Source organism: Kocuria sp. SM24M-10 (assembly GCF_001027955.1).
GTDB lineage: Bacteria > Actinomycetota > Actinomycetes > Actinomycetales > Micrococcaceae > Kocuria > Kocuria oceani.
This window is the reverse complement of record NZ_LDNX01000031.1, coordinates 1-26,465: the sequence shown is the minus strand read 5'-3', so window position 1 is coordinate 26,465 and position 26,465 is coordinate 1. Positions and strand designations below refer to the sequence as shown.

The 26,465-nt window shown below is 75.0% G+C and carries 24 protein-coding genes; 21 read left to right on the top strand and 3 right to left on the bottom strand.

What is annotated here, in order from left to right:
- Together ABL57_RS03700 and ABL57_RS03695 are read right to left on the bottom strand one after the other, a co-directional pair.
- Positions 1 to 1,031, bottom strand: a 1,031-nt coding sequence (locus ABL57_RS03700) for a protein kinase (RefSeq protein ID WP_152683269.1), incomplete at its 3' end; no start/stop codon positions are given.
- A gap of 45 nt (positions 1,032 to 1,076) precedes the next feature.
- Entirely contained in the window at positions 1,077 to 2,261 is a 1,185-nt protein-coding gene (locus ABL57_RS03695; protein WP_082157201.1) for a LysM peptidoglycan-binding domain-containing protein, read from the bottom strand.
- Positions 2,262 to 2,381: 120 nt separating this feature from the next.
- Between ABL57_RS03695 and ABL57_RS03690 the strand changes: the two genes are divergently transcribed.
- Complete coding sequence (locus ABL57_RS03690; protein WP_082157200.1) at positions 2,382 to 2,768, top strand: Rv2175c family DNA-binding protein; 387 nt, start codon at positions 2,382 to 2,384, stop codon at positions 2,766 to 2,768.
- Between the two features lie 48 nt (positions 2,769 to 2,816).
- On the opposite strand, the gene ABL57_RS03685 is transcribed toward ABL57_RS03690, so the two are convergent.
- A complete protein-coding gene (locus ABL57_RS03685) occupies positions 2,817 to 3,962 on the bottom strand; it encodes a polyprenyl synthetase family protein (RefSeq protein WP_082157199.1) in 1,146 nt (381 codons plus the stop codon).
- Between the two features lie 133 nt (positions 3,963 to 4,095).
- Here ABL57_RS03685 and dinB point away from each other — a divergent pair, with 133 nt between their 5' ends.
- The 20 genes from dinB to ABL57_RS03585 all read left to right on the top strand — a co-directional run bounded on the left by dinB (position 4,096) and on the right by ABL57_RS03585 (position 26,408).
- Positions 4,096 to 5,421, top strand: coding sequence for a DNA polymerase IV (gene dinB / locus ABL57_RS03680; protein WP_053004719.1), 1,326 nt, complete (start codon positions 4,096 to 4,098; stop codon positions 5,419 to 5,421).
- 11 nt (positions 5,422 to 5,432) lie between these two features.
- Positions 5,433 to 5,807, top strand: a complete 375-nt coding sequence (locus ABL57_RS03675; protein ID WP_047802099.1) for a DUF3040 domain-containing protein — start codon at positions 5,433 to 5,435, stop codon at positions 5,805 to 5,807.
- Positions 5,808 to 6,158: 351 nt separating this feature from the next.
- On the top strand, positions 6,159 to 6,590 hold the full coding sequence (mraZ, locus tag ABL57_RS03670) for a division/cell wall cluster transcriptional repressor MraZ (protein WP_047802102.1): 432 nt from the start codon (positions 6,159 to 6,161) through the stop codon (positions 6,588 to 6,590).
- Positions 6,591 to 6,816: 226 nt separating this feature from the next.
- Positions 6,817 to 7,818 carry a 16S rRNA (cytosine(1402)-N(4))-methyltransferase RsmH gene (gene rsmH, locus ABL57_RS03665; RefSeq protein ID WP_047802098.1) on the top strand — a complete coding sequence of 334 codons (1,002 nt, stop codon included), beginning with the start codon at positions 6,817 to 6,819 and terminating at the stop codon, positions 7,816 to 7,818.
- Positions 7,815 to 8,525, top strand: a complete 711-nt coding sequence (locus ABL57_RS03660) for a hypothetical protein (protein WP_238985961.1) — start codon at positions 7,815 to 7,817, stop codon at positions 8,523 to 8,525. The genes rsmH and ABL57_RS03660 overlap by 4 nt, the downstream gene beginning before the upstream one ends.
- A 76-nt stretch (positions 8,526 to 8,601) precedes the next feature.
- Complete coding sequence (locus tag ABL57_RS03655; RefSeq protein ID WP_047802097.1) at positions 8,602 to 10,596, top strand: penicillin-binding protein 2; 1,995 nt, start codon at positions 8,602 to 8,604, stop codon at positions 10,594 to 10,596.
- Between the two features lie 95 nt (positions 10,597 to 10,691).
- The gene (locus tag ABL57_RS03650; protein ID WP_047802096.1) at positions 10,692 to 12,335 is read left to right on the top strand and encodes a UDP-N-acetylmuramoyl-L-alanyl-D-glutamate--2,6-diaminopimelate ligase; all 1,644 of its coding nucleotides are present in this window, start codon (positions 10,692 to 10,694) and stop codon (positions 12,333 to 12,335) included.
- Positions 12,332 to 13,933, top strand: a complete 1,602-nt coding sequence (gene murF, locus ABL57_RS03645; protein WP_047802095.1) for a UDP-N-acetylmuramoyl-tripeptide--D-alanyl-D-alanine ligase — start codon at positions 12,332 to 12,334, stop codon at positions 13,931 to 13,933. The genes ABL57_RS03650 and murF overlap by 4 nt, the downstream gene beginning before the upstream one ends.
- Positions 13,930 to 15,045 (top strand): phospho-N-acetylmuramoyl-pentapeptide-transferase, encoded by a 1,116-nt coding sequence (gene mraY / locus ABL57_RS03640; RefSeq protein WP_047802094.1) that lies wholly within the window; start codon positions 13,930 to 13,932, stop codon positions 15,043 to 15,045. Before murF ends, mraY begins: the two co-directional genes overlap by 4 nt.
- Positions 15,042 to 16,565, top strand: a complete 1,524-nt coding sequence (gene murD, locus ABL57_RS03635) for a UDP-N-acetylmuramoyl-L-alanine--D-glutamate ligase (protein WP_047802093.1) — start codon at positions 15,042 to 15,044, stop codon at positions 16,563 to 16,565. Before mraY ends, murD begins: the two co-directional genes overlap by 4 nt.
- Positions 16,562 to 17,797 (top strand): putative lipid II flippase FtsW, encoded by a 1,236-nt coding sequence (ftsW, locus tag ABL57_RS03630; RefSeq protein WP_047802092.1) that lies wholly within the window; start codon positions 16,562 to 16,564, stop codon positions 17,795 to 17,797. Before murD ends, ftsW begins: the two co-directional genes overlap by 4 nt.
- Positions 17,794 to 18,921 carry an undecaprenyldiphospho-muramoylpentapeptide beta-N-acetylglucosaminyltransferase gene (gene murG, locus ABL57_RS03625; protein ID WP_047802091.1) on the top strand — a complete coding sequence of 376 codons (1,128 nt, stop codon included), beginning with the start codon at positions 17,794 to 17,796 and terminating at the stop codon, positions 18,919 to 18,921. The genes ftsW and murG overlap by 4 nt, the downstream gene beginning before the upstream one ends.
- The gene (murC, locus tag ABL57_RS03620) at positions 18,911 to 20,314 is read left to right on the top strand and encodes a UDP-N-acetylmuramate--L-alanine ligase (RefSeq protein ID WP_047802090.1); all 1,404 of its coding nucleotides are present in this window, start codon (positions 18,911 to 18,913) and stop codon (positions 20,312 to 20,314) included. Before murG ends, murC begins: the two co-directional genes overlap by 11 nt.
- Entirely contained in the window at positions 20,314 to 21,525 is a 1,212-nt protein-coding gene (locus ABL57_RS03615) for a cell division protein FtsQ/DivIB (RefSeq protein ID WP_047802089.1), read from the top strand. The genes murC and ABL57_RS03615 overlap by 1 nt, the downstream gene beginning before the upstream one ends.
- Positions 21,526 to 21,775: 250 nt before the next feature.
- A complete protein-coding gene (gene ftsZ, locus ABL57_RS03610; RefSeq protein WP_047802088.1) occupies positions 21,776 to 23,023 on the top strand; it encodes a cell division protein FtsZ in 1,248 nt (415 codons plus the stop codon).
- A gap of 104 nt (positions 23,024 to 23,127) precedes the next feature.
- Complete coding sequence (locus tag ABL57_RS03605; RefSeq protein WP_047802087.1) at positions 23,128 to 23,868, top strand: polyphenol oxidase family protein; 741 nt, start codon at positions 23,128 to 23,130, stop codon at positions 23,866 to 23,868.
- Positions 23,865 to 24,623, top strand: a complete 759-nt coding sequence (locus ABL57_RS03600) for a YggS family pyridoxal phosphate-dependent enzyme (protein WP_047802086.1) — start codon at positions 23,865 to 23,867, stop codon at positions 24,621 to 24,623. Before ABL57_RS03605 ends, ABL57_RS03600 begins: the two co-directional genes overlap by 4 nt.
- A gap of 128 nt (positions 24,624 to 24,751) precedes the next feature.
- Positions 24,752 to 25,282 (top strand): cell division protein SepF, encoded by a 531-nt coding sequence (locus tag ABL57_RS03595; protein ID WP_047802085.1) that lies wholly within the window; start codon positions 24,752 to 24,754, stop codon positions 25,280 to 25,282.
- 9 nt (positions 25,283 to 25,291) lie between these two features.
- The gene (locus ABL57_RS03590; protein ID WP_047802084.1) at positions 25,292 to 25,582 is read left to right on the top strand and encodes a YggT family protein; all 291 of its coding nucleotides are present in this window, start codon (positions 25,292 to 25,294) and stop codon (positions 25,580 to 25,582) included.
- Positions 25,583 to 25,721: 139 nt separating this feature from the next.
- Positions 25,722 to 26,408 (top strand): DivIVA domain-containing protein, encoded by a 687-nt coding sequence (locus ABL57_RS03585; RefSeq protein WP_047802083.1) that lies wholly within the window; start codon positions 25,722 to 25,724, stop codon positions 26,406 to 26,408.
- Positions 26,409 to 26,465: the final 57 nt, after the last annotated feature.

Genomic DNA, 26,465 nt, shown 5'->3' with positions numbered 1-26,465 from the left:
GGAGCCTGCTGCCGGCCGAGCACCTCGGTCCGGGTGCCGCCGGGGACGGGCGACCCGGCGGCACCCCGGCCGAGCACCTCGGTCGGGGCGCCGCCGGGGGTGGTCGTCCCGGTCCGGGCGCTGTCCGCCCCCGTCGCCCGCGGGACCGGTCCGCCGGTCCGCGGCGCGGGAGCGCGGTCGAGCTCGTCGGGGCGCAGGACCGCCCGGACCGCGCGCAGCTGCTCGAGCATCTCCCGGGCGTCCGCGGGACGGTCCTCCGGGTCCCGGGCGGTGGCCCGGGCCACCAGCCGCGCCAGCGCTCCCGGGACACCGGGGTCGAGGGACCGCAGGTCCGGCACCCTGCCCTCCGCGTGGGCGTGGGCCACGGCGAGGGGTGCGCCCTCGAACGGGCGGCGCCCGCAGAGCAGCTCGAAGAGCACGATGCCGGCCGAGTAGACGTCCGCGCGGGTGTCCACCCGCTGCCCGGTCACGAGCTCGGGGGAGGCGTAGCCGACGGTGCCCAGCACGGTGCCGCTGCCGGTGTGCTGGTCGATCGCCCGGGTGAGCCCGAAGTCGGCCACGGTGACCCGGCCGCTGGCCGCGATCAGGACGTTCTCCGGCTTGACGTCACGGTGCACCAGCCCGGCGCGGTGGGCGGCGGCCAGCCCGTCCAGGGCGGCCTCCATCACCTCCAGCGCCTCGCGCGGGGTCAGGGCGCCGCGCCGGCGCAGCAGGTCCCGCAGCGTGGAGCCCTCCACGTGCTCCATGACGAGGTAGGGCACCCCGTCCGCCGCGTGGCCCTGGTCGAGCACGGACACCACGTGCGGGTGGGACAGCCGGGCGGCCGCCCGGGCCTCGCGCACGAACCGGTCCGCCGCCGCCGGGTCCTCGGCCAGGTGCGGGTGCATGAGCTTCACGGCCACGGTGCGCTCGAGGCGCGTGTCCACCGCGCGGTACACGGTGGCCGTGCCCCCGCGGGCGATCCGGGGTCCGAGCTCGTACCGGCCCTCCAGGAGGGACCCGGTCAGGTGGTCGGGGTGCGCGTGCTGCACGGGATCAGTCTAGAACGCGGCGCTGTGCGGCGGCTGGGCCGCGGCTCACGCGCCGAACGACCGGCGGTGGGCCTTGACGCTCTTGACGTACTTCTTCGTGTCGTCGTACATCCCGTACTTCTTCACCCCGTGCAGGCCCTGGTAGTAGGCGGCGATGGCCACGTCGGTGCTGGGGGCGCTGCGGCCGAGCTGGCGGATGATCGCGACCCCGGCGGTGACGTTGTCCTGCGGGTCGAGCAGGTCCAGCTCGCGGCCGACGAGTCCGGACGCCCACGCGCCGGCGTCCGGGATCACCTGCATGGTGCCCACGGCGTCGGCGGGGGAGACCGCGCGGTGGTCGAACCCGGACTCCTGGTAGGCGTGGGCGAGCGCGAGGGCGGGGTCCACGCCCATCTGCACGGCGGTGTCGTGGACGATCCGGCGCATCTCCTCCCGGGACGGTGCCGGCCGGGAGGCCAGCTGCTCGTGGTGGCGGTTCGCGGAATCGACCACGTCCCGTTCGTAGGTCCGGCCGAGGAACGTGTCCCCGACGGCGCGCTCGGGCTCCGGCGCGGCCTTCCGCTCGGGCTCCGGGACGGCCGCGGGCCGGACGGCGCCGGCGACGGCCAGCTTCTGGCCGGGGCGCAGCAGCGAGCCGACGGTGAGGTCGTTGTCGTCCAGCAGCTGCTGGACCGACACGTCGTGGGACTGGGCGATGCCCCAGAGGGTGTCCCCGGAGCGCACGACGTGCTCGGTGGCCGCGGCGCGCGGCTGCGGCGCGGGCGAGACCGGGTCCTCGGCGGCCCGGGGGGCCCGGGTCTCCGGGGCGGCCAGGCGGAGGGTCTGGCCGGGCCGGAGCAGGGCGGCTCCGGAGAGGTCGTTCCAGCGCATCAGCTCGTCGACGGCCACGCCGTGGCGCTGGGCGAGCGCCCACAGGGAGTCGCCGGGGGCCACGGTGTGCTCGGGGGGCGTGGAGGCCTTCTGCCCCAGCACCAGGGGCGCCGGGGCCACCTGCGAGGTCTGGGGCGGGGCGGCGTGGGCCACGGTGCCCCCGCCGAGGGCGGCCATGGCGGCCACGGCGGTCACCGCCGAGCCGGTCCTCGCGCGGCGGGCCCAGCGGGGGGAGCGGTCCTCCCGGGCCCCGCAGCCGCCGTCGGGGTCGTCGCTGGGCCCGGTGGCGGTGCGGCCGGTGGTGGTGCGGTGCGGTGCGTCGTTCGGGTCGGTCGTGTCGCGCTCGGGGGGAAACGGCATGAAGTGGCTCTCTGACGCTGATCGGGGAAGAGGCGGAGGTCTCAGCGGTCTCCGCGGGTCCGAGCATACCGTGCGGGCCCCGCGTGGCACGGGCACCGGCGGACGTGGCACTCTGGGGGCGTGAAGAAGACATCCGGAAACAGCACCGAGGAGTTCGACCGTCTGGACGGTCTCGTCCAGGACTGGCTGCCCCTGCCCGACGTCGCCGAGCAGCTCGGCCTCGTGGTCACGCGCGTCCACGGTCTCGTCGACGACGGGACGCTGCTCGCGGTGCGCAACCCGCACGACAACATCCGCCGGATCCCGGCGGCCTTCCTGCTGGACGGCGCCGTGCTCGACTCCCTCAAGGGCACCGTGGCGGTCCTGCGGGACTCCGGGTTCACCGACGCCGAGGCGATCGCCTGGCTGTTCACCGAGGACGAGTCCCTGCCGGGCCGGCCCGTGGACGCGCTGCGCGACGGCCGCAAGACGGAGATCCGCCGCCGCGCCCAGGCCCTGGCCTGGTGACCCGGTCCTGAGCCCCCCCGGGCGTGCGCGCCCGGGGGCCCGGGCTCGTCAGGACGAGCGGCGCACCGCCGCCGCGGCGAGCCCGCGCAGCGCGGCCAGGGGCACCGGCCCGGCGCCGAGCCGGTCCAGCGCCGCGAAGGCCTCCGCGCTGAGCGCGTCGATGAGCTCCTCGGTGGCGCGCAGGGCGCCGCAGCCGGTGATGACCGCGCGGAGCTCCGCCACATCGGTCTCGTCCAGGTCGGCCCGGCCCAGGGCGGCCTCGAGCCGGGCGATCTGCTCCTCGTCGCCGAGCCGGCGCACGTAGCCCACCAGCACCGTGCGCTTGCCCTCGCGCAGGTCGTCCCCGGCGGGCTTGCCCGTGGTGGCCGGGTCGCCGAACACGCCCAGGACGTCGTCGCGCAGCTGGAACGCCTCGCCCAGCGGCAGGGCGAACGCCGAGCACCGCTCGAGCACCGCCTCCGGGGCGCCCGCGAGGGCGGCCCCCAGGACCACGGGGTGCTCCACCGAGTACTTCGCCGACTTGTAGCGGATCACGTCCAGCGCCCGCTGCACCGCGCCGGCCCGGTCCTGACCCGCCCCGGCGACCTCCCCCTGCACGTCCAGGTACTGGCCGACCATCACCTCCGAGCGCATGAGGTCGAACACGGCCCGGGCCCGCGCCGCGCCCGGCGCGGCCGCGCCGGCGAACAGCTGCTCGCTCCAGGACAGGCACAGGTCCCCGGACAGGATCGCGGCCGCCACCCCGAAGGCGGACCCGTCCAGGGACCAGCCGTGCTCGGCGTGCAGGGCCTCGAAGCGGCGGTGGACGCTGGGCGCGCCGCGGCGGGTGTCGGAGCGGTCGATGACGTCGTCGTGGATCAGGGCGGCGGACTGGAAGAGCTCGAGGGCCGCCCCGGCACGGACCACCGCGGGGTCCTCCGGGTCGCCGCCCGCCGCCCGCCAGCCCCAGTAGCACAGCCGCGCACGCAGCCGCTTGCCCCCGGAGGAGAGCCCGGCGACGGCCTCCAGCAGCGGCAGCGTGTCCGCCGAGATGGCTCCGAGGACGTCCCGCTGGCCCTCGAAGAAGCGCCCCAGCTCGGCGTGCAGCCGACCGACGAAACGACCGTCCTCGGCCCGGAAGGCGTCCTCGGGCGCCGCCCGCGGCACGGTGTCGGCGCGCGCGGGGGAGGAGTGCGGCAGGGACGGTGACGTCATGGGCGGAAGGACCTCGATCTCGGGCTGCGGAGGACGGGCCGGGCGGCCGTCCGCGGTCTCCGCCCAGCCTAGCGAAGGGGCTCGGATGTCCGGGCCGGGAACTATGCTGTGGCGGACGCAGGAGGAGGGCGCGGTGACCGAGACGCCGAAGGACCGGCTGGCCCGCTGGCGGGCGTGTGCCGTCATGCACGTCGACATGGACATGTTCTACGTCGGCGTGGAGCTCCTCGCGGCCCCCGGGCTGCGCGGCCGGCCCGTCATCGTGGCCGGCTCCGGGCACCGCTCCGTCGTCCTCTCCGCCTCCTACGAGGCACGGGCCTTCGGCGTGCGCTCGGGCATGCCGCTGGCCCGCGCCCGCGCCATGTGCCCGGGCGCCGTGCTCCTCGAGCCGCACCGCAGCGCCTACGAGGCCTACTCGCGGCGGGTGATGGCCATGTTCTGGGAGATCACCGACCGGGTGGAGCAGATCAGCGTGGACGAGGCCTTCCTGGACGTCGCCGGCGCCGTCCGGCGGCTCGGCCCGCCGGTGGGCATCGCCCGGACGCTGCGCGCCCGGGTGCAGGAGGAGCTGGGGCTCACGGCCTCCGTGGGCATCGGGGTCAACAAGACCGTGGCCAAGATCGCCTCCACCCGCTCCAAGCCCGACGGCCTGCTGCTGGTGCAGCCCGAGGACACGCTCGCCTTCCTCGCCGAGCTGCCGGTCACGGCCCTGTGGGGGGTCGGCGGCCGCACGGCGGAGGCCCTGGTCGGTGCCGGTCTGCGGCAGGTCGGCGACCTCGCGGCCGCGCCGCTGCCCCAGCTCACCCGGGTGGTCGGCCGGGCCGCGGGGCACCACCTGCACGAGCTGGCCAACGGCCGGGACCCGCGACCGGTGGTGCCGGTGCGGGAGGAGAAGAGCGTGGGCGCGGAGGAGACCTTCCCGCAGGACGTCTCCGACGACCGGGTGCTGCACGAGGTCCTGCTCCGGCTCAGCCACCGGACCGCCTCGCGGCTGCGGCGCCAGGGGCTGCGGGCGCGCCGGGTGGGGCTCAAGCTGCGCTACGCCGACTTCACCACCCTCACCCGCTCGCGGACCCTGTCCCAGCCGTTCACCTCCGCCCACGACCTCCTCCAGCACGGTGCCGGCCTGCTCGAGGAGCTGGGGCACCGCCCGCAGGCGGTGCGCCTCATCGGCATCCGCGCCGAGGCCCTGGAGCAGTCCACGGACGCCCTGCAGCTGAGCCTCGACGGCCGCGAGGAGGAGTGGGGAGCCGCCGAGGAGGCCATGGACCGGGTGCACGCCCGGTTCGGGGCGGACCGGCTCGGTCCGGCCCGCCTGCTGCCCGCCGCACCGCGCGAGCGGCAAGGCAATTCCAAGGCTGTTGACAGCCGCGCGCGCGGTGCACAATCCACAGCCGACGGTCTATCCTGGTACCAGGCGGCGCCGGAACAGCCGGGGATTTCCGCACCCGAAGGATGAGGAGGCATACCGTGCCACTGTCCGAGCACGAGCAACAGCTCCTGGCCCAGCTCGAGAAGCAGCTCCACGCGGACGACCCGCGGTTCGTCACGAACATGGGGTCCCGCGCCGTCCGGGGCGCGTCCACCCGCAACATCGTCCTCGGGATCGTCATCGCCGTCGTCGGCCTGCTCGTCCTGCTCGGTGGAGTCGTCCTCAAGTCCGTCCTGCTGGGGGTACTGGGGTTCGTCGTCATGGGCGCCGGCGTCTATGTCGCCACGTTGCGCTCCGGCAAGCCCCGCTCCGAGGGGGCCGGCGGCAAGGGCGGACCGCCGCGCCGGTCCTCGCCGTTCCTGCAGAACCTCGAGCAGCGCTGGGACCAGCGCAACTCCGGGGGCCAGTCCTAGTCCGGGCCCCTGGGCACCGCCGCCCGGCCGGCCCCTCCACCACCCACCACCTCGGCGCCCCACCGGGCGCCCGCACCGTTCCCGAACAGCTCCCCGGCGTCCCGCCGGGGAGCTTCTTCGTGCCCGGGCCCCTGCCGCGGTCCGCCCCTCCACTCTCCTCCCCGCGGGCCTCCACGAGCCCCCACTCCGGCGCCGCCGCGCCCCACCTGCGACGATGCCGGGCGGGCGCGCCGCCCGCCACGCCACGCCGGGCCGGGCGGGCCCCGGTTTCGTTGACCGGGGAGTGAAGTGGAGTAAAGTGGGGCGAAGAGATGGATCTGGGAGAACTCTCGGGCTGGAGAGGCGGTGAGCATGTTTCTCGGAACGTACTCACCCCGTCTCGACGAAAAGGGCCGCCTGATCCTGCCGGCGAAATACCGGGAGGAGCTGGCGGAGGGACTGGTCCTGACGCGAGGTCAGGAGCGGTGCCTGTACGTCTTCAGCGTCCGCGAGTTCGAGCGGGTCCACGAGCAGCTGAGGGCGGCGCCGCTGTCCTCGAAGCAGGCCCGGGACTACATCAGGGTCTTTCTCTCGGGCGCCTCGGACGAGGTCCCGGACAAGCAGGGCCGCGTCACCATTCCGCCGCCGCTGCGGGAGTACGCCGGTCTGGGCCGGGAGCTCGCAGTGATCGGCGCGGGCACCCGGGCGGAGATCTGGGACGCCCAGGCATGGAACGAGTACCTGAACGAGAAGGAGGCCGTCTTCTCCGAGACCGAGGAGGAAGTGGTACCCGGGCTCTTCTGAGCACAGGGTCGCCGACCATCACCCGCGGGGCGCGGCACCGCCTCCCGGATGAGATCTCCAGCCGCACAGCCGTCACCGTCCTGGCTCACCTTCCCCTGAGCCAGGCCGGATTCGAGGGACGGCCAGCGGATGGGGTTCTGATCCTGGAACGCCCGCGGCCCCACCACGGCGTCGACCCGGCGCCGGCCACCCCAGACCGACCGACCGACCGCCGAAGAGAGGGCCCATGGCGCAACGCCCAGCCGAGCAGCTCCACGTCCCCGTGCTGCTCGAGCGCTGCCTGGACCTGATGGCCCCCGCGCTCACCGAGGACGGTGCCGTGGCGGTGGACGCGACGATGGGCATGGGCGGTCACTCCGAGGCGCTGCTGCGCCGCTTCCCCCAGCTGCAGCTCGTGGCCATCGACCGGGACCCGCAGGCGCACGCCCTGGCCGGGGCCCGGCTGGCCCCGTTCGGGGACCGGTTCCACCCGGTGCACACCACCTACGACCGGATCCCCGAGGCCCTCGCCCAGCACGGCTTCGACGCCGCGGACGCGGTGCTGTTCGACCTCGGGGTCTCGTCGCTCCAGCTCGACGAGCGGCAGCGCGGCTTCGCCTACTCCTACGACGCCCCGCTCGACATGCGGATGGACTCCACCGCGCCCGTGACGGCCCAGGACGTGCTCAACGACTACAGCGAGGCCGACCTGCGCCGGATCCTGCGCGACTGGGGCGAGGAGCGCTTCGCGTCCCGGATCGCCCGGGCCGTCGTGGAGCGCCGGGCGCAGGCCCCGCTCCGGACCACGGGTGAGCTCGTCGAGGTCGTCCGCGCGGCCGTGCCCCAGGGCGCCCAGCACCGCAAGGGCCACCCGGCCAAGCAGACGTTCCAGGCGCTGCGGATCGAGGTCAACGAGGAGCTCGACGTCCTGCGCCGGGCCGTTCCCGCCGCACTGGACGCCGTGCCCGTGGGCGGGCGGGTCGTGGCGATGAGCTACCACTCCCTGGAGGACCGGATCGTCAAGCAGGCCTTCGCCGGCGGGGCGACCTCCTCCGCGCCCAAGGGCTTCCCCGTGGAGCTCGACGAGCACAAGCCCACGCTGCGGATCCTCACCCGGGGCACCGAGACCCCCACCCCCACGGAGGTCGAGGAGAACCCCCGGGCCGCCTCGGCGCGCCTGCGGGCCGCCGAGCGGATCCGGCAGAACCCACCGCACTCCTCACAGAACGCGCAGAGGTACAACGCATGAGCGGCACCGGACTCCAGCGACGACCGGCCCGCCCGGCTCCTCCGCGCAGCGGCATCGGGGCGTGGGCCGTCCGGCGGGGCCAGCGCCCGCCGGTGGACGGCAGCTCCGCCCGTCAGCTCGAGACCCCGGCCCCTCCCGCGCCGGAGACCGGTGGATCCACCCGCGCGCCCCTGTCCGTGGTGCCCGGCCGGGCCCGGCGGGGGCGGGTCTCCACGGTGGCGCTGAGCCTGCTCGCGCTCGTGGTCGCGCTGGCCTCCATCCTCGTCCTGAACATCCAGATCTCCGGGGGTCAGTACCGGCTGGTGGAGCTGCGCGCCCAGGAGCAGGCGCTCAGCCAGCAGAACGAGGCCCTCACCCAGGACCTCGAGTTCTACGACGCGCCCCAGAACCTCGCGGTGATGGCCTCGGACCTCGGCATGGTGCCCGCGCAGGGCTCGGGCACGGTGGACCTCACGACCGGGTCCGTCGAGGGCGACCCCCTGCCGGCGCAGCCGCAGGAGAACCACGAGATCCTGGTCGACCACGCGCAGCAGACCGGCTCGGAGGCCGCGGACCGCGCCGCCCAGCGCGCGGAGGACCGCGAGCGGGAGAAGGCGGAGCAGCAGCGGGAGGACGCCGAGCGGCGGGCCCGTGAGGACGCGGCGCCGAACGCCGGGCTCGGTGGCGGGAGCCTGCCGGCCCCGCAGCAGCGCGCGCCCGGGGAGTGACCGGGGCGCCGACACCGCCCCCGCACCCCGCAGCTCACCGGAGACCCCCAGCCGAGACCAGGAACGAGGCATTCACGTGGCACGCGCACGCTCGACGCCCACCGACGGCACCCCCCGCGCACCGGGCCTCGGCCGCAGCCACGTCGGGGTGCTCCTCGTGCTCGCCCTGCTCGTGGTGCTGGGGCTGCGCCTCGTGTGGGTGCAGGGCTTCGACGTCTCCGGCCGGGCCGAGGCCGCCGCCACGGACCGCTCCCGCACCGAGGTGGTCCCGGCCCAGCGCGGGGAGATCCGCGACACCGAGGGCAACGTGCTCGCGCGGACGCTGCAGCGCTACGACGTGACGGTGGACCAGAGCAAGGTCCGGGAGTTCGAGCGGCTCAAGGCGGACGGGACCACCGAGACCGTCACGCCCACGCAGGCGGTGTACCAGCTCGCCGACGCCCTCGAGCTCGAGGACGCGGAGGTCAAGGACTCCCTCGACGGCGACAAGCCGTTCGAGTACGTGGCGCGCGGGGTCACCCCCGAGCAGTGGAACACCGTGCGCGAGCTCGACCTGCCCTACGTCTACGGGCAGCCGTCCTCGGACCGGATCTACCCCAACGGGCCCGTGGCCGGCAGCGTGGTCGGCTTCATGGGCGGCGACGACGAGGCCCTCGGCGGGATCGAGCAGACCCAGGACGAGCTGCTGCGCGGCACGGACGGCAGCCGCACCTTCGAGATCAGCGCCGACGGGGTGCGCATCCCGGTGGCCCCCACCGAGGAGAGCCCCGTGGTGGACGGGTCCTCGGTGCAGCTGTCCATCGACAGCGACGTCCAGTTCATCGCCCAGCAGGCCGTCACCGAACGCGCCCAGGAGCTCGACGCCGAGTGGGGCACCGCCGTGGTGATGCGCATCGAGGACGGCGCGGTGCTGGCGCTGGCGGACTCCTCGACCGTGGACCCCAACGACATCGGCTCGGCGGACGCCGAGGACCTCGGGGCGCGGGCCGTGACGCAGGCCGTGGAACCGGGTTCCACCCAGAAGATCCTCACCGCCGCGGCGGCCGTGGAGGAGGGCCTGGTCACTCCTCGGACGGAGATCACGGTGCCGCCGTTCCTGGAGATCGACGGGGAGAAGATCACCGACGCCTTCGACCACGGCGAGCAGGACCGCACGTTCGCCGGGATCATCGCCGACTCGATGAACACGGGCACCGTGATGGTCGGCAGCCAGCTCTCCCGCGAGCAGCGCCACGACTGGATGCAGCGCTTCGGGGTGGGCGAGACCACGGGGATCGAGCTGCCGGGGGAGTCCCCGGGCATCCTGGCCGCGGCCGACCAGTGGGACAAGCGCCAGCAGTACACCGTGCTCTTCGGCCAGGGCGTGTCCCAGACGCCCCTGCGCACCGCCACCGTCTTCCAGGCGATCGCCAACGGCGGGATCCAGGTCGAGCCGCGCGTCGTCGAGGCCGTCATCGACCCCGAGGGCACCCGCACCCCGGTGGAGCGCCCCGAGGGCGAGCGGATCGTCTCCGAGGAGACGGCGGAGCAGCTCCTGGACATCATGGAGGTGACCGTCACGGAGGGCGGCGCCAAGGAGGCGGCCGTGGAGGGCTACCGCGTGGGCGGGAAGACCGGCACGGCCGAAGCCCCCAGCGCGCAGGGCGGCTACGACGGCTACACCACCTCCTTCGTGGGCGTGGCGCCCATCGAGGATCCCCAGTACCTCGTGGCCGTGACCCTCCAGCGTCCCCAGGGCGACGTCCGCAGCATCGGCACGACCGGCACCTTCAGCAAGATCATGGGCCAGGTGCTGCGCCACTACGACGTCCCGCCGTCGACCGACGACCCGGTGGAGATCCCCCTGCGCACGGACGAGCCGGAGGAGACCGCCCCGGAGGACGCCGCCCCGGACGTCGTCGGGACGGAGGACGCCACGGGCACCTCGGAGGACGCCGCGGAGGGCACCACCGGGTCCGCGGACAGCGACGCGGAGGACGCCGCGGAGCAGGGGACGGGCGCGACCGGGACCACCGCGGATCCGGGCGCCGCCGGGACCGGCCCGTCCCGGCGGGCCGACGAGGGCGACTAGACTTCCGTATCGCTGTGCCCGGAGACCCCCTGGGCGCCTTCCCCCCCAGCACCCGGCGGACCACCCACCCGCCCCCCAGACCACGAAGGACGTTGATGGACGCGACAGCCCAGCAGGGACACGACGCGCAGACGATGCGCCCCGCCAGGCCCCGCCCGCTGAGCCTCACGGAGGTGGCGCGGCTGGCCGGGGCGGCGGACCCGGCCCGCACCGTTGACGTCACCGGCATCTCCCTGGACTCCCGGCAGCTGCGCCGGGGAGACCTCTACGCGGCGCTGCCCGGGGCCCGGGCGCACGGGGCGCAGTTCGCGCCACAGGCCGAGCGGGCGGGCGCGGCCGCGGTGCTCACCGACGCGGAGGGCGCCGGCCTGCTCGAGCGCACCGGCGTGGACCTGCCCGTCGTCGTGGCCCCGGACCCCCGCCGGTCGGTCGGGACGATCGCGGCCCGCGTCTACGGCTCCCGCCCCGAGGACGGCACCGCCCCGGTGCTCCTCGCGGTGACCGGCACGAACGGCAAGACCACCACGACCTACTTCACCAACTCGCTGCTGCGCGCGCTCGGCCGCACGACCGGGCTGATCGGCACCATCGAGATCCTCGCCGGGGAGCAGGCCATCCCCTCCCGGCTGACCACCCCCGAGGCCCCGCACGTGCACGCGCTGCTCGCCCTCATGCGCGAGCGCGGCATCACCGCGGCGTCCATGGAGGTCTCCTCCCACGCCCTGGAGTTCTCCCGGGTCGACGGTGTCCGCTTCGACGTCGCCGGGTTCACCAACCTCACCCAGGACCACCTGGACCTCCACGGGTCCATGGAGGAGTACTTCTCCGTGAAGGCCCGCCTGTTCACCCCCGGGCGGACCGGGCGCGCCGTGGTGGTGCTGCAGGACGAGGACGACGTCTGGGGCGCCCGCATGGCCGCCCACGCCCGGGCGCAGCTCGGCGCGGACCGGGTGGACACGATCGCCCTGCGCGGCGACGTGGCCGAGGACCGGGACGCCGGACCGGAGCGGCACGGCGCCGACTGGACCCTCACCGCACTGACCCGCCGCGGCATCGGCCACTCCTTCACCCTGGTGCACCGGGACGGCCGCTCGCTGCGGGTGTCCACCGGCCTGCCGGGGGACTTCAACGTCGCCAACGCCGCGCTCGCCGTGGTGATGGTCCTGGCCTCCGGGACCGACGTCGGGCAGCTGCAGCGCGTGCTCGACGAGCAGGACCCGCTCACCACGGACGTGCCCGGGCGGATGCAGCTGATCGGCACCGAGCCGACCGCCGTCGTCGACTTCGCGCACAACCCCGACGCCCTCCGCCGGGCGCTCGCCGCCGTGCAGCCGCCCGAGGAGCAGGGCCGGGTGATCGTGGTCTTCGGCGCCACGGGGGAGCGGGACCGGACCAAGCGCCCCGTCATGGGCGCGGTCGCCGCCCGGCACGCCGACGTGGTGATCGTCACCGACGACGACCCCCACGACGAGGAGCCGGCCGGGATCCGCGAGGAGGTCGCCGCGGGAGCGCGGGCGGCCGACGGCGCCCGCGTCGAGGAGGTGCTCGTGCTCGCACCGCGGGCCGTGGCCATCCGGGCCGCGGTGGCCATGGCGGGACCGGGCGACTCCGTGCTCGTGGCCGGCCGCGGGCACGAGACGGTCCAGGAGATCCGGGGCGTGGATCACCCGCTGGACGACAGGGAAGAGCTGCGCGCCGCACTGGCCGACGCGCGGCAGGGCCGTAGGGAGGACCGATGATCGAACTGACCGCAGCGCAGATCGCGCAGATCACCGGCGGGCGCGCCGTCGGCGACGCCGCCGCGCGGGAGGTCGTCGTCGGGCACGTCACGACCGACTCCCGCGAGGCACGCCCCGGGACGCTGTTCGTGGCGAAACCGGGCGAGGTCACCGACGGCCACGAGTTCGTGGGCGCGGCCTTCGCCGCCGGGGCGGTGCTGGCCCTGGTGGAGCGGGAGGTGACCGACGCCGCCGGCGCGACCTACCCGGGCGTCCTCGTCCCCGACGTGGTCGAGGCGATGGGCCGGCTGGCCGCCTGGGTCGTGACCCAGCTGCGCGCCGACCACGAGCTCACGGTCGTCGCGGTGACCGGGTCCGTGGGCAAGACGACCACCAAGGACCTGCTCCGGGGCGTCTTCTCCGCCGAGGGACCCACGGTCGCCCCCCGCGGCTCGTACAACGGCGAGGTCGGGGTGCCCCTGACGGTCTTCGAGTGCACCGCCGAGACGCGCTACCTCGTGGTCGAGATGGGCGCCACCCGGATCGGCAACATCGACTACCTGTGCCGCATGGTCCGCCCCGACGTCGGGGTGGTGCTGTGCGTGGGCTCCGCCCACGCCGGGGAGTTCGGCGGCGTGGCCAACATCGCCCGGGCCAAGGGGGAGATGGTGGAGTCCCTGCGCGCCGACGGGGTCGCCGTCCTCAACGACGACGACGCCCTGGTGCGGCAGATGCACCGGCGCACTGCCGCCCCCGTGCTGTTCTTCGGGGAGTCCCCGGCCAACGCCCTGCCGGACGTCCCGGCCGCCCGGGTGCACGCCTCGGAGGTGCGCCTGGGACCCGGCGGCAACCCCGAGTTCCTGCTGCACCTCCCGGACGGCTCCGGGCACCGGATCGTCTCCCGGCTCATCGGGGAGCACCACGTGAGCAACCTCCTCGCGGCCGCCTCCGCGGCCTTCGTGGCCGGGGTGGCCCCGGAGCGGATCGCCGCCTCGCTCAACGCCCAGGGCCCCGCGAGCCGGTGGCGGATGGAGCGCACCGAGCGGGCCGACGGGGTGAGCGTGGTCAACGACGCCTACAACGCCAATCCGCAGTCGATGCGCGCCGCGCTGCAGACCCTCGCCCAGCTGGGCCGCGGGACCGACGGCACCGCCCCCCGCCGCACCTGGGCGGTGCTGGGCGGCATGCTGGAGCTCGGGGACAGCACCGTCGAGGAGCACGACACCCTGGGCCGGATGGTCGTGCGGCTCAACATCTCCAAGCTGGTCGCGGTGGGCGAGCTCGCCCGCCCCGTCTACGACGCCGCCCAGCTGGAGGGCTCCTGGGGCAACGAGGCCACGTGGGTGGCCACGGCCGAGGAGGCCGAGGAGATCCTGCGCCGGGAACTGGCCCCGGGCGACATCGTCCTGTTCAAGGCGTCCAACGCCTCCGGCCTGGGGGTGCTGGGCGAGCGGGTCGCGGCCGCCGCCGCCGCCGGCGCCGACGGGCCCGCGCCCGGCAACGACGCCCCCGCACGCGGCGACCACTGGCGCTCGGCGGGGCCCTTCGTCAACGCCTCCCTCGACGCGAGCGGACGCCCGGTGGCCCCGGGCGCCGGCGCCGAGGGGGACCGGGCATGATCCAGATCCTCATGGCCGCCGGGCTCGCCCTCGTGCTGTCCCTGTTCGGGACCCCGGCCTTCATCAAGTTCCTCGCCCGCCGCGGCTACGGCCAGTTCATCCGCGACGACGGTCCGACCAGCCACCACACCAAGCGCGGGACGCCCACCATGGGCGGCGTCGCGATCCTCGGCTCCGTGGTGCTCGCCTACGGCCTCACCCATCTGGCCTCCGGGCTGCTGTGGCCCTCCTACGGCGGGATGACCCTCTCCGGGCTGTCCGCGCTGCTGCTCATGCTCGGCATGGGCCTGGTCGGCTTCATCGACGACTACAAGAAGATCGCCAAGAAGCAAAACCTGGGCCTGAGCCCCCTGGGCAAGATCGTGCTGCAGGGGCTGATCGGCACGGCGTTCGCGCTCCTCGTGCTGCTCGTGCCCGGCCCGGAGGGCTCGACCGCCGCGTCCTCGGCGATCTCCTTCACCCGGGACACCGCCCTGGACCTCGCCTTCGCCGGCTCCGTGCTCGGGGCGCTGCTCTTCGTGGTCTGGGTCAACCTCATCGCCACGGCCACCACCAACGCCGTGAACCTCACCGACGGCCTGGACGGGCTCGCCACCGGGGCGTCCATCCTGGTGTTCAGCGGCTACATGCTGATCGCCATGTGGCAGAACACCCATCTGTGCGGGACGGTGGCCGAGGGCGTGTGCTACGAGGTGCGCGACGCCGCCGACCTCGCCCTCACCGCCTCCGCGCTGGTGGGCGCCCTCGTGGGCTTCCTGTGGTGGAACACCTCCCCGGCGAAGATCTTCATGGGCGACACCGGCTCCCTTGGGCTCGGCGGGGCGCTGGCCGCCTTCGCCGTGCTGACCCGCACCGAGCTGCTGCTCGTGCTGATCGCCGGGCTGTTCGTGGTGATCACGGTCTCCGTGATCCTGCAGGTCGGCTACTTCAAGCTCTCCGGCGGCAAGCGCATCTTCAAGATGGCGCCCCTGCAGCACCACTTCGAGCTCAAGGGCTGGAACGAGGTGACCATCGTGGTCCGTTTCTGGATCATCGCCGGGCTGTTCGTCGCGGCCGCGCTCGGCGTCTTCTACGGCGACTGGCTGCTCTCCCACGGAGGAATGATCCAATGATCCACGCGAGCAACGACAACCCCGTCCTGGACCGCCCGCGGCTGGCCGGGCTCACCGGCTGGGACGCGGACTGGTCCGGGCTGCGCGTGGTCGTGGCCGGGATCGGCGTGTCGGGCTTCGCCGCCGCGGACACCCTGATCGAGCTGGGCGCCCGCGTCGTCGTCGTCGACGGGGCGGACACCCCCGCGACCCGCGGCAAGGCCGACACCCTGCGGATCGTCGGCGCCGCCGACGTCCTGCTGGGGGAGGCGCACGGGTCCTCCGTGCCCGACGTCGACGGCGAGCGCCCCGAGCTGGTGGTCACCTCGCCCGGGCTCCGTCCCGACTCCCCGCTGCTGGCCGCCGCGGCCGCGGAGCGGATCCAGATCTGGGGCGACGTCGAGCTCGCCTGGCGGGTCCGGGAGCGCGCCGGGCGCAGGACCGCCGAGTGGGTGTGCGTCACCGGCACCAACGGCAAGACCACCACGGTGGGGATGACGGAGGCGATGCTGCGGGCCGCCGGGCTCACCGTGGCCGCGGTGGGCAACGTGGGCACCCCGGTCCTCGACGCGCTGCGGGAGCCGGTGGAGCACGATGTGCTCGTGGTGGAGCTCTCCAGCTTCCAGCTGCACTGGGCGCACTCGGTGTCCCCGCTGGCCTCGGTGGTGCTCAACGTCGCGGAGGACCACGTGGACTGGCACGGCGGCTACGCGAACTACGTCGCGGACAAGTCGAGGATCTACGAGCACACCCGGGTGGCCTGCGTCTACAACGCCCAGCAGCCCGAGACCGTGCGGATGGTCGAGGAGGCCGACGTCGTGGAGGGCTGCCGCGCCGTGGGCTTCACCCTGGAGACCCCCGACGTGAGCATGCTCGGCGTGGTCGAGGACCTGCTCGTGGACCGGGCGTTCCTCGAGGACCGGCGCGGCTCCGCGCTGGAACTCGCCTCCGTGGCGGACACCGGGCCCATCCCGACCCCGCACGGGGTCACCAACGCCCTGGCCGCCGCGGCGCTGGCCCGCGCCGCGGGCGCGCCCCCGGAGGCCGTGCGGGACGGGCTGCGCGCCTGGGAGCCCGGCGACCACCGGATCCAGGCCGTGGCCACCACGCACGGGGTCGTGTGGGTCAACGACTCCAAGGCCACCAATCCGCACGCCGCGGACGCCGCCCTGTCGGCCTTCGGCTCGGTGGTCTGGATCGCCGGCGGGCTCTCCAAGGGCGTGTCCTACGACCGGCTCGTGGCCCGGCACGCCGAACGGATGCGCACGGTGGTGCTCATCGGCACGGACAACGACGGGCTGCTCGCGGCGCTCGCCGAGCACGCCCCGGCCGTGCCCGTCCTGCCGGCCGCGGCGGACGGCGCCACGGACGGGGACGCCGTGATGGCCGCGGCGGTGCGCCTGGCCCACGGGGCGGCGCAGCGGGGGGACACCGTGCTCATGGCCCCGGCCTCCGCGTCGATGGACCAGTTCACCTCCTACGCCCACCGGGGCGACGCGTTCATCCGCGAGGTCGCCGAGCTCGTGGAGCGGCTGTCGTGACGCAGGTCCAGGACCGCACCGGCGCCGCGGGGAGCGCACCCGGGCCCCGCGGCGGGCTGCGGCGCTTCTGGCGCACGCTCGTGGACGGCCCGCTGATCCACTCCTACTACGCGCTGGCCGGGTCCGTGGTGCTGCTCACCGGGATCGGCATCATGATGGTCCTCTCCGCCTCAGCGGTGGAGTCCATCTCCGCCCAGGAGTCCGCCTACTCGTACTTCACGAAGCAGGCCACGTACGCGGGCCTGGGCATCGTGCTGATGTTCGGGCTCTCCTTCGTGCCCACGTCCTGGTACCGGCGCGGCGCCACGGGCCTGCTGGTCCTGGGGGTGCTGCTCCTGCTGCTCGTGTTCACGGGACTCGGGCAGGAGATCAACGGCAACCGGAACTGGATCGTGGTGGGCGGGCAGTCCTTCCAGCCCTCCGAGGCCGCGAAGCTCGCCGTGTCCGTGTGGCTGGCCATGATGCTGGCCCGGCAGGGCGACGCCGTGCGCGAGTGGCGCCAGGCGCTGTGGCCCTCGGCGCTGGGCATCGGGATCCCCGCCCTGCTGGTCGTGCTCGGCGACGACGTCGGCACCGCGCTGGTCTTCGCGCTGATCTACGCCGCCGCGCTGTTCTTCGCCGGGGCGCCGCTGCGGCTGTTCGCCGTCGCCGCCGCCGGGGCGGTCGCGCTCGGGGCGGTCGCCGTCGCCGCGGCGCCCCACCGGGTGGACCGCATCACCGGCTGGCTGTTCGGCGAGTGCGGCGCCACCGACGCCTGCTACCAGGCCGACCAGGGGCTCAACGCCCTGGCCTCGGGCGGCTGGTGGGGGGTGGGCCTGGGCCAGTCGCGGCTCAAGTACAACTACGTGCCCGAGGCGCACAACGACTACATCTTCTCCATCATCGGCGAGGAGCTGGGGCTGCTGGGCACGGTGCTGATCCTCGCGCTGTTCGCGGTCATGACCCTGGCGATGGCCCGGATCATCCTGCGCGCGCGCAGCAGGTTCGTGCGGATCGCCACGGCGTGCGTGGTGACGTGGCTCGTGGGCCAGGCGTTCATCAACATCGGCATGGTCACCGGGGTGCTGCCGGTGATCGGCGTCCCCCTGCCGTTCATCAGCTACGGTGGGTCCTCGTTGCTGATGAGCCTGGCCGCCGTCGGCGTGGTGATGTCCTTCACCCGCCTGCCGCGCCGGATCCCGGTCCCCACCCGCACCCCCCGCCCCCGCACCCCGAACGAGGATCGCGCATGACACCGTCCGAACCGACCACCGAGGACGCCGCCCCGTCGGTCCTGCTCGCCGGCGGCGGCACCGCCGGGCACGTGAGCCCCCTGCTGGCCGTGGCCGCCGCCCTGCAAGAGCAGGCCCCGGGAGCCCGGCTCACAGCGGTGGGCACCGCCTCCGGGATGGAGACCCGGCTCGTGCCGCAGGCCGGGCTGGCGCTCGAGCTCGTCGACCGGGTGCCGCTGCCCCGGCGGATCTCCGTGGACCTCGTCCGGCTGCCCGGACGGCTGCTCGCCGCCGTGCGACAGGCGGGGGAGGTCCTGGACCGGGTGCGCCCCGACGTGGTGGTCGGCGTCGGCGGGTACGTCTGCACGCCCGTCTACCTCGCCGCCGCCCGGCGAGGGCTGCCCGTCGTGGTGCACGAGGCGAACGCCCGCCCGGGCCTCGCCAACCGGGTGGGCGCGCGCTGGGCACGGACCGTGGCCACCGCGTTCCCCGGCACGCCCCTGCGCGGGGCCGTCACCGTGGGCATGCCCATGCGCCGGGAGATCGCCGGCCTGGACCGGGCCGGCCGGCGCGCCGACGCCCTGCGGTCCTTCGGGCTGGACCCCGACGTGCCCACCGTCGTGGTCACCGGCGGCTCCTCCGGGGCCCTGAACATGAACCGGACGGTGGCCGCGGTGGCCGGGGAGGTCGCCGCCCACGGCCACCAGCTGCTGCACGTCACCGGTCGCGGCAAGCAGGTCACCCGCGACGACGGCACGCTGCTGGAGGCCCCCGGCTACGTGCAGGTCGAGTACGTCGACGGCATGGAGCGGGTCTACGCCGCTGCGGACCTCCTCGTGGCCCGCGCCGGGGCGGCGACCGTCTCCGAGGTCGCGGCCGTCGGGCTGCCGGCCGTGTTCGTGCCGCTGCCCGTGGGCAACGGCGAGCAGTCGCTCAATGCCGCCTCCCTCGTGGCCGCGGGCGCGGCACGGCTGGTGCCCGACGACGCCTTCACCCCCGGCTGGTACCGCGAGCACGTCCACCCGCTGCTGGCCGAGCCGGACCGGCTCGCCGCCATGGCCGCCGCCAGCCGGGAGCACGGCGTGCGCGATGCCGACGCCGTCCTGGCGCGGCTGATCCTCGAGGAGGTGCCCCGTGGCCGCTGAGCACGAGCTCGACCCCGCCCGGCTGGGCCGGGTGCACTTCATCGGCATGGGCGGGGCCGGCATGTCCGCCGTCGCCAAGCTCATGCTCGCCCACGGCGTCCCGGTCAGCGGCTCCGACCGCCAGGACTCCCCGGCGCTGCGCCAGCTCGAGGACCTGGGCGCCACGGTGTTCGTGGGCCAGCGGGCCGAGCACGTCACCGGCGCCCGCACCGTGGTCGTCTCCACCGCCATCCCGCCCGAGGACCCCGAGTACGCCGCGGCGCGGGCCGCCGGGCTGCGCGTGCTGCACCGCTCCGACGCCCTGGCCGCCACGATGCACGGCCGCGACGTCGTGGCGGTGGCCGGCACCCACGGCAAGACCACCACGAGCGCGATGGCCGCTCTGGCCCTGCACGCCGCCGGCCGGCACCCCTCCTGGGCCATCGGGGCGCACGTGGCCGACCTCGGGTCCAACGCCGCCCTCGGGGACGGCCGGTGGTTCGTGGCGGAGGCCGACGAGTCCGACGGCTCCTTCCTCAAGTACGGTCCCCGGATCGCGGTGGTCACCAACATCGAGCCGGACCACCTCGACTTCTACCCGTCCCGCGAGGCCTTCTACCAGGCCTTCGACGACTTCGCCGCGACCCTGACCGAGGACGGGCTGCTGGTGGCCTGCCAGGACGACCCCGGCTCGCGGGCCCTGGCCGAGCGGCACCGGGCCGCCGGCGGACGCGTGGTCGGCTACGGCACCGACGCGACCGCGGACGTGCGGGTGATCCCGCACGGGACCGACGGGCTGCGCACCCGCAGCACCCTGGTGCTGGGGGAGGGTGCCGACCGCCGCGAGGAGCAGCTCGAGCTCGCCGTGCCCGGGCGGCACAACGTGCTCAACGCCACCGCCGCCTTCTGCGTGGCCGTCGAGGCCGGCGTCCCGCCCGCGGACGCCGTGCGCGGGCTGGCCGGTTTCCACGGCTCGGCCCGGCGCTTCGACCTGCGGGGCGAGGGGCGCGGCGTGCGGGTCTTCGACGACTACGCCCACCACCCCACGGAGGTCGTCGCGGCCCTCACCGCGGCCCGGGAGGTCGCCGGCGGGCACCGCGTGATCGCCATCTTCCAGCCCCACCTGTTCTCCCGGACCCGGGAGTTCGCCGCGGAGTTCGCCGACGCCCTGGCCCTCGCGGACGAGAGCCTGGTCATCGACGTCTTCGCCGCGCGCGAGCAGCCGGTGCCCGGGCTCACCAGCGAGGTCATCACCGACCGCGCCCCCGCCCACGTCCGCTACGTCCCCGAGGGCGGGCAGGCGGTCACCGAGGCCGCCCGCGCCGCCCGCGCCGGCGACCTGGTGCTCACGGTCGGGGCCGGTGACGTCACCCGGCTCGGCCCCCTGCTCGTGGACCGGCTCGGGGCGAGCTGATGAGCCGGCACGGCCGACCGCACCAGCCCCGGTTCGGCGACGACCCTCGGGACGCCGGCACCCCGGCGCCGGAGGTCCCTGCCCGGGAGGGCCCGGCCCCGGAGGCCCCGGTCGCGGAGACCCCGGTCGCGGCAGCGCCCGCTCCGGGCCCGCACGACCCGGACGTCCCCGCCGGGGGCGGCCGGGACGGGGCTCCCCAGGACACCGCCGGGGACCGGTCGGCCGCAGGGCCCTGGTCCGCGGCCCCCGCCGAGGGCGCGGGGCCGAGCGGCCGGGTACGGGTGAACGACGGGACCAAGGTCTCGCCCGTCTCCGACGAGGACGAGCTCGTGGAGGCCCCCGCGGCGGGAGGCCGGTTCAGCGCCTGGCGACGGCACCGGCAGGAGCGCGCGCCGTCCCGCACGCTCACCGCCTCCCGGGTGCCGGCGGAGTCCGCCCACCTCGGCTCTACCGGGGCCGGCTCCACGGCGGCCGGTTCCACGGCGGCCGGGGCCACCGTCGTCGCGTTCCCCGCCTCGGCCGGGGCCCGGCGCCGGCGCCGCCGGCTCGGCGCCGCCCTGGGCGCGCTCGTGGCCCTCGCCGTGCTCGCCGGCGTCCTGTTCCTCTCCCCGGCCCTCGCGGTGCGGGACATCTCCGTGCGCGGCGCCCAGCTGACCGACCCCTCCAGCGTCGAGGAGACCCTGGAGGGCTACCGCGGGATCCCGCTGACCCGGATCTCGAAGCAGGACGTCCGTGCCCGCGTGGGGGCCATCCCGCAGGTCCGCTCGATCGAGGTCGTGCTCGAACCGCCGCACCACCTGATCGTGGAGCTGCACGAGCGGGTGCCGGTGGCCGCGGTCCAGGACGGCGACCAGTTCGCGGTCGTGGACTCGGAGGGCGTGCGGCTCACCACCGCGGCCACCGCCGAGGAGGCGGCCGTGCCGGTGGTCACGGGCGGCCCCGAGGTGCTGGAGGGCGAGCGCTTCGACGCCATCACCGACGTGCTGGCCGCACTGCCCGAGTCCGTCCTCGCCCAGCTGCGCACGGCCTCGGCCGAGTCCCTGTCCTCCGTGGAACTCGCGTTCACCGACGGCCGCACCGTCGTGTGGGGCACCGCCGAGGACAGCGAGCTGAAGGCCCAGGTGCTCCGGGAGCTCGTCGAGGCGCGCGGGGCCGGCAGCGGCGTGGAGACCTACGACGTGTCCAGCCCGACGCGCCCCGTGGTGCGCTGAGCACCGCGTGCCGCGACTCAGCTTCCACCAGAGCTTGAGACCTGGGCCGGACACCGGTGCGGCCTGCGGTTTTGGCGAAAAGTGTCGAAAGCGGTATGGCTTGTCGTGCAGGTGGTCCCCTCGGTTGTTAGTCTTGACCCGACATCCAACCGCCCGGAGCAGCAGCTGACGGCCTGACGTTCCACCTTCGATCGAAGGTTGAGCAACGGCTTGCGACCCCGGCCCCGAAACCATCTCGAGTTAGGTACCCATGGACTCCTCCACCCCCCAGAACTACTTGGCCGTCATCAAGGTCGTCGGAATCGGCGGCGGCGGTGTCAACGCCGTCAACCGGATGATCGAGGAGGGGCTGCGCGGTGTCGAGTTCATCGCGATCAACACGGACGCGCAGGCCCTGCTGATGAGCGACGCCGACGTCAAGCTCGACGTCGGGCGCGAGCTGACCCGCGGGCTGGGCGCCGGCGCCAACCCGGATGTCGGGCGCCAGGCGGCGGAGGACCACCACGAGGAGATCGAGGAGGTCCTCAAGGGGGCCGACATGGTGTTCGTGACCGCCGGCGAGGGCGGCGGCACCGGCACCGGCGGCGCCCCCGTGGTCGCCCGGATCGCCCGCTCCCTGGGGGCCCTGACCATCGGCGTGGTCACCCGCCCGTTCACCTTCGAGGGCCGCCGCCGCTCCAACCAGGCGGAGAACGGCATCGAGACCCTGCGCGACGAGGTCGACACCCTGATCGTGATCCCGAACGACCGGTTGCTGTCGATCTCCGACCGCAACGTGTCCATGCTCGACGCCTTCAAGTCCGCGGACCAGGTGCTGCTCTCCGGCGTGCAGGGGATCACCGACCTGATCACCACCCCGGGCCTGATCAACCTCGACTTCGCCGATGTGAAGTCCGTGATGCAGGGCGCCGGCTCGGCGCTCATGGGCATCGGCGCGGCGCAGGGCGAGGACCGCGCGGTGAAGGCCGCGGAGCTCGCCATCGCGTCCCCGCTGCTGGAGGCCTCCATCGACGGCGCCCACGGCGTGCTGCTGTCCATCCAGGGCGGCTCCGACCTCGGCCTGTTCGAGATCAACGAGGCGGCCCGCCTGGTGCAGGAGGTGGCCCACCCCGAGGCGAACATCATCTTCGGCGCCGTCATCGACGACGCCCTCGGCGACCAGGCCCGGGTCACCGTCATCGCCGCCGGCTTCGACTCCGTGAGCCCGGAGACCAACGCGAACAACACCAACGCCGCCGCCCAGCAGGCCGCGAGCACCCGCGCCGCCTTCGGCTCCGGCGCCGGCCAGCCCGCCGGCCTGGGCCGCTCCCCGCAGCGCGGCGGCACCGCCTCCTTCGGCCAGCCCGCCACCGCGCAGCGGTGGGCCCAGCCGGCGGCCAACGACGACGTGCCCGACGACGCCGGCTTCGACGTCGACCTGCCCGCCGAGGCCGAGGCCGGCTCGCCCGCCGGTTCCGCCCGCAAGGACTCCCTGGACTTCCCCGACTTCCTGAAGTGAGTCCCGGCCCGGGGGCGGACGCGGTGCACCGCGTCCGCCCCCGGGCGCTTTAACCCCGCCCCGTCCGTCCGGCGGCCGGTGCGGCACGACAGAGGAGGACCAGGGTGTTCTGGTGGCAGGACGAGGTCGGGCCGGGCGTCCGGATGGCCTTCACGGACCGCGGCGCGGGCAACCTCGCGCTGCACACGGGCGACGACCCGGCCGCGGTGCGCCGCCGCCGGGCCGCCCTCGAGCGGTCGATGGGGGTGGCCGCCGGCTCGCTGCTCTTCCTGGAGCAGGTGCACGGCACCGACGTCGTGGACGCCGACCGCACCGACCGCACGGCGGTGCCCGTGGCCGACGCCGCGGTCTCGGCCACGGGCGTGCCGCTGGCCGTGATGGTGGCCGACTGCGTGCCCGTGCTGTTCCTGGGCGCGGGCCCCGGCGGCCCGGTCACGGCCGTGGCGCACGCCGGGCGGCGGGGTCTGCTCCACGGTGTGCTGGAGCGCACCGTGGAGCGGCTGCGGGAGCGGGGTGCGGACGGGGTCGCCGCCTGGGTGGGACCCTCGATCTGCGGCAGCTGCTACGAGGTGCCGGCCGCGATGCGGGAGGAGTCGCTGCGGCGGATCCCCGCGGTGGCCGCCACCACGTCCTGGGGCACCCCGGCCCTGGACCTGCGCGCCGGCGCCCGGGACCGGCTCGCCGGACTCGGCGTGGCCGTCACCGAGCCCGCGGCCGACCACGGGCCGGCCTGCACCCTGGAGGACGAGCGGCTCTCCTCGCACCGGCGGGACCCCGGCTCCGGCCGGATCGTCGGCCTCGTCTGGCGCAGCCGCCCCGGCGCCCGGGCGGAGCGCACGGCATGAGCGCCGGTGCGGACGACGCGCGCAGCCGGGAGCTCGCCGAGGCGTTGGAGCGCGTCCGGGCCCGGATCGGGGCCGCGGCCCGCGGCGCCGGCGCCCCGGCGCCCACGCTGGTCGCCGTGACCAAGTTCTTCCCCGCCGCGGACGTCCTCCGGCTGCACCGGCTGGGCGTGCGCGACGTGGGGGAGAACCGGGACCAGGAGGCCGCCGGCAAGGCCCGGGAGGTCGCGGAGCTCCTCGACGGCCCTTTGGCCTGGCACTTCATCGGCCAGCTGCAGTCGAACAAGGCGAAGTCCGTGGTCCGCTACGCCTCGTGGGTGCACTCGGTGGACCGTGGTTCCCTCGTCACCGCGCTGGGCAAGGCGGTGCGGCGGCACCGGGAGGAGGCCGCGGCCGGGCAGGTCCCTGCCGGTCCGTGTGTCCGGCAGGACCTCACCTGCCTGGTGCAGGTGTCCCTGGACGCCGAGGAGCACCGGGGCGGCGCCCGCCCCGAGGACGTCGTGGGGCTCGCGGAGCAGATCGCCGCCACGGAGGGCCTGCGCGCCGGCGGCGTCATGGCCGTCGCCCCGCTGGGTGCCGCCGCGGGCCCGGCCTTCGACCGCCTCCAGGACCTGTCGCACCGGGTGCGGGAGGTCCTGCCGGAGGCCGGCGCCGTCTCCGCCGGCATGAGCCAGGACCTCGAGGAGGCCGTCGCCCGGGGAGCCACGCACGTGCGCGTCGGCTCCGATATCCTCGGCCCGCGACCGCCCGTAGGATAGCTTGGAGGACGGCCCTGCGGGGCCAGGGCCGTACCGCGATCCGTGCAGCACGACGGGCGCCGGGCGGTCCGAGGATCCCGGAACTCCCCCCACCGCCGATATCCGCACAGACAGTCAAGGAGAGCACCATGGCCGGAGCGTTGCGCCGCACCATGATCTATCTCGGCCTCGCCGAGACGGACGAGGACTACGACGACGACCCGACGCCTGCCCGCCAGGAGCACCAGTCCGCCGTCGCGGTCCGCGAGGAGCCGCGCGAGGCCCGCGCCCACGAGTCCACGGCCGTGGCCGTGCCGCGCCGGTCGGCCGAGTACAGGGCGCCGGTCACCCCCATCAAACGCGCCCCCTCCAGCTCTCGAGAGGACAGCTCGACCTTGCGCACGATCACCACGGTCCACCCCCGCTCCTACAACGACGCGAAGTCCATCGGCGAGGCCTTCCGCGAGGGCACCCCCGTCATCATGAACGTCAGCGACATGGGCGACGCCGAGGCCAAGCGGCTGGTGGACTTCTCCGCCGGGCTGGTCTTCGCCCTCCACGGCTCCATCGAGCGGGTGACCGGCAAGGTCTTCCTGCTCACCCCGTCCTACGTCGAGGTCGTCGGACACCCGGCCGGCGGCGAGGCCGAGGACGGCACCGACGACCACCCGGAGGACTGAGGCGGACCGATGGACCTGTTGCTCTCCCTGCTGTACCTGGCCCTGCACCTCGTGTACGTGGCGCTGCTGGCCCGGCTCGTCCTGGACTGGGTGCAGATGTTCGCCCGCAGCTGGCGGCCCCGCGGAATCGCCCTCGTGGGCGCCTCCGCCGTGTACACCGTCACCGACCCGCCCATGCGGTGGCTGCGCCGGATCGTGCCGCCGCTGCGCTTCGGCGGGGTGGCCCTGGACCTCGGCTTCCTGATCCTCATCTTCGCCGTCAGCATCGTCCAGGGCATCGTCGGCCAGCTGCTGGTCTGACCCGGCCCAGCTGCGACCTGCCTGTACGCTGTAACCGCACGACCCACCGGGTGCCGGCCGCCGGTCCGCCCCCGGCGCCGGTCGGACGGAGCCCCCGCCGCGGGCCGCGCCCGCGCCCCGCCCTAGGAGGAATGCACTCATGGCCCTGACGCCCGAAGACGTCATCAACAAGCGGTTCCAGCCCACCAAGTTCCGGGAGGGCTACGACCAGGACGAGGTCGACGACTTCCTCGACGAGATCGTCGTGGAGCTGCGGCGCCTGAACCAGGAGAACACGGACCTCAAGCAGCAGCTCGAGACGGCCGGCCGGCCGGTCGCCCCCCGGGAGTCCGCGCCGTCCACGGAGCCGGGCCCGGCCGCGGCCGAGGAGCCCTCCGCCGGACCGGCCGCCGCCGGGACCGCGGTGAGCGAGCCCGCCGCCGAGCCGTCCGCCGCGCAGCCGGTCCTCGCCGAGCCGTCCGCCGGGGAGAGCCCGGCCGGCGCCGCGCAGTCCGCGGCCGGTGTCCTCGCGATGGCGCAGAAGCTGCACGACGAGTTCGTCGCCGAGGGCGCCGCGGAGCGCGACCGGCTCGTCGCCGAGGCCCGGGCGCAGGCCGAGGAGCTCGTCGAGGACGCACAGCGCACCCGCGAGCAGACCCTGACCGCCCTGCGGGACGAGGAGGCCGCGCTGCAGCACCGCGTCGAGGGGCTGCGCGGCTTCGAGCAGGACTACCGCGACAAGCTGCGGGGCTTCATCCAGGATCAGCTGCACGACCTGGAGACGACCCCGGCCCTCGAGCCCGCGCCTCCCGCCGACGAGGCCCCTGCCGCGGCCGCCCGGGCCTGAGTTCCCGCGCACGGGGACCCCGACGGAGGGACCGGCCGCGCGGCCGGTCCCTCCGTC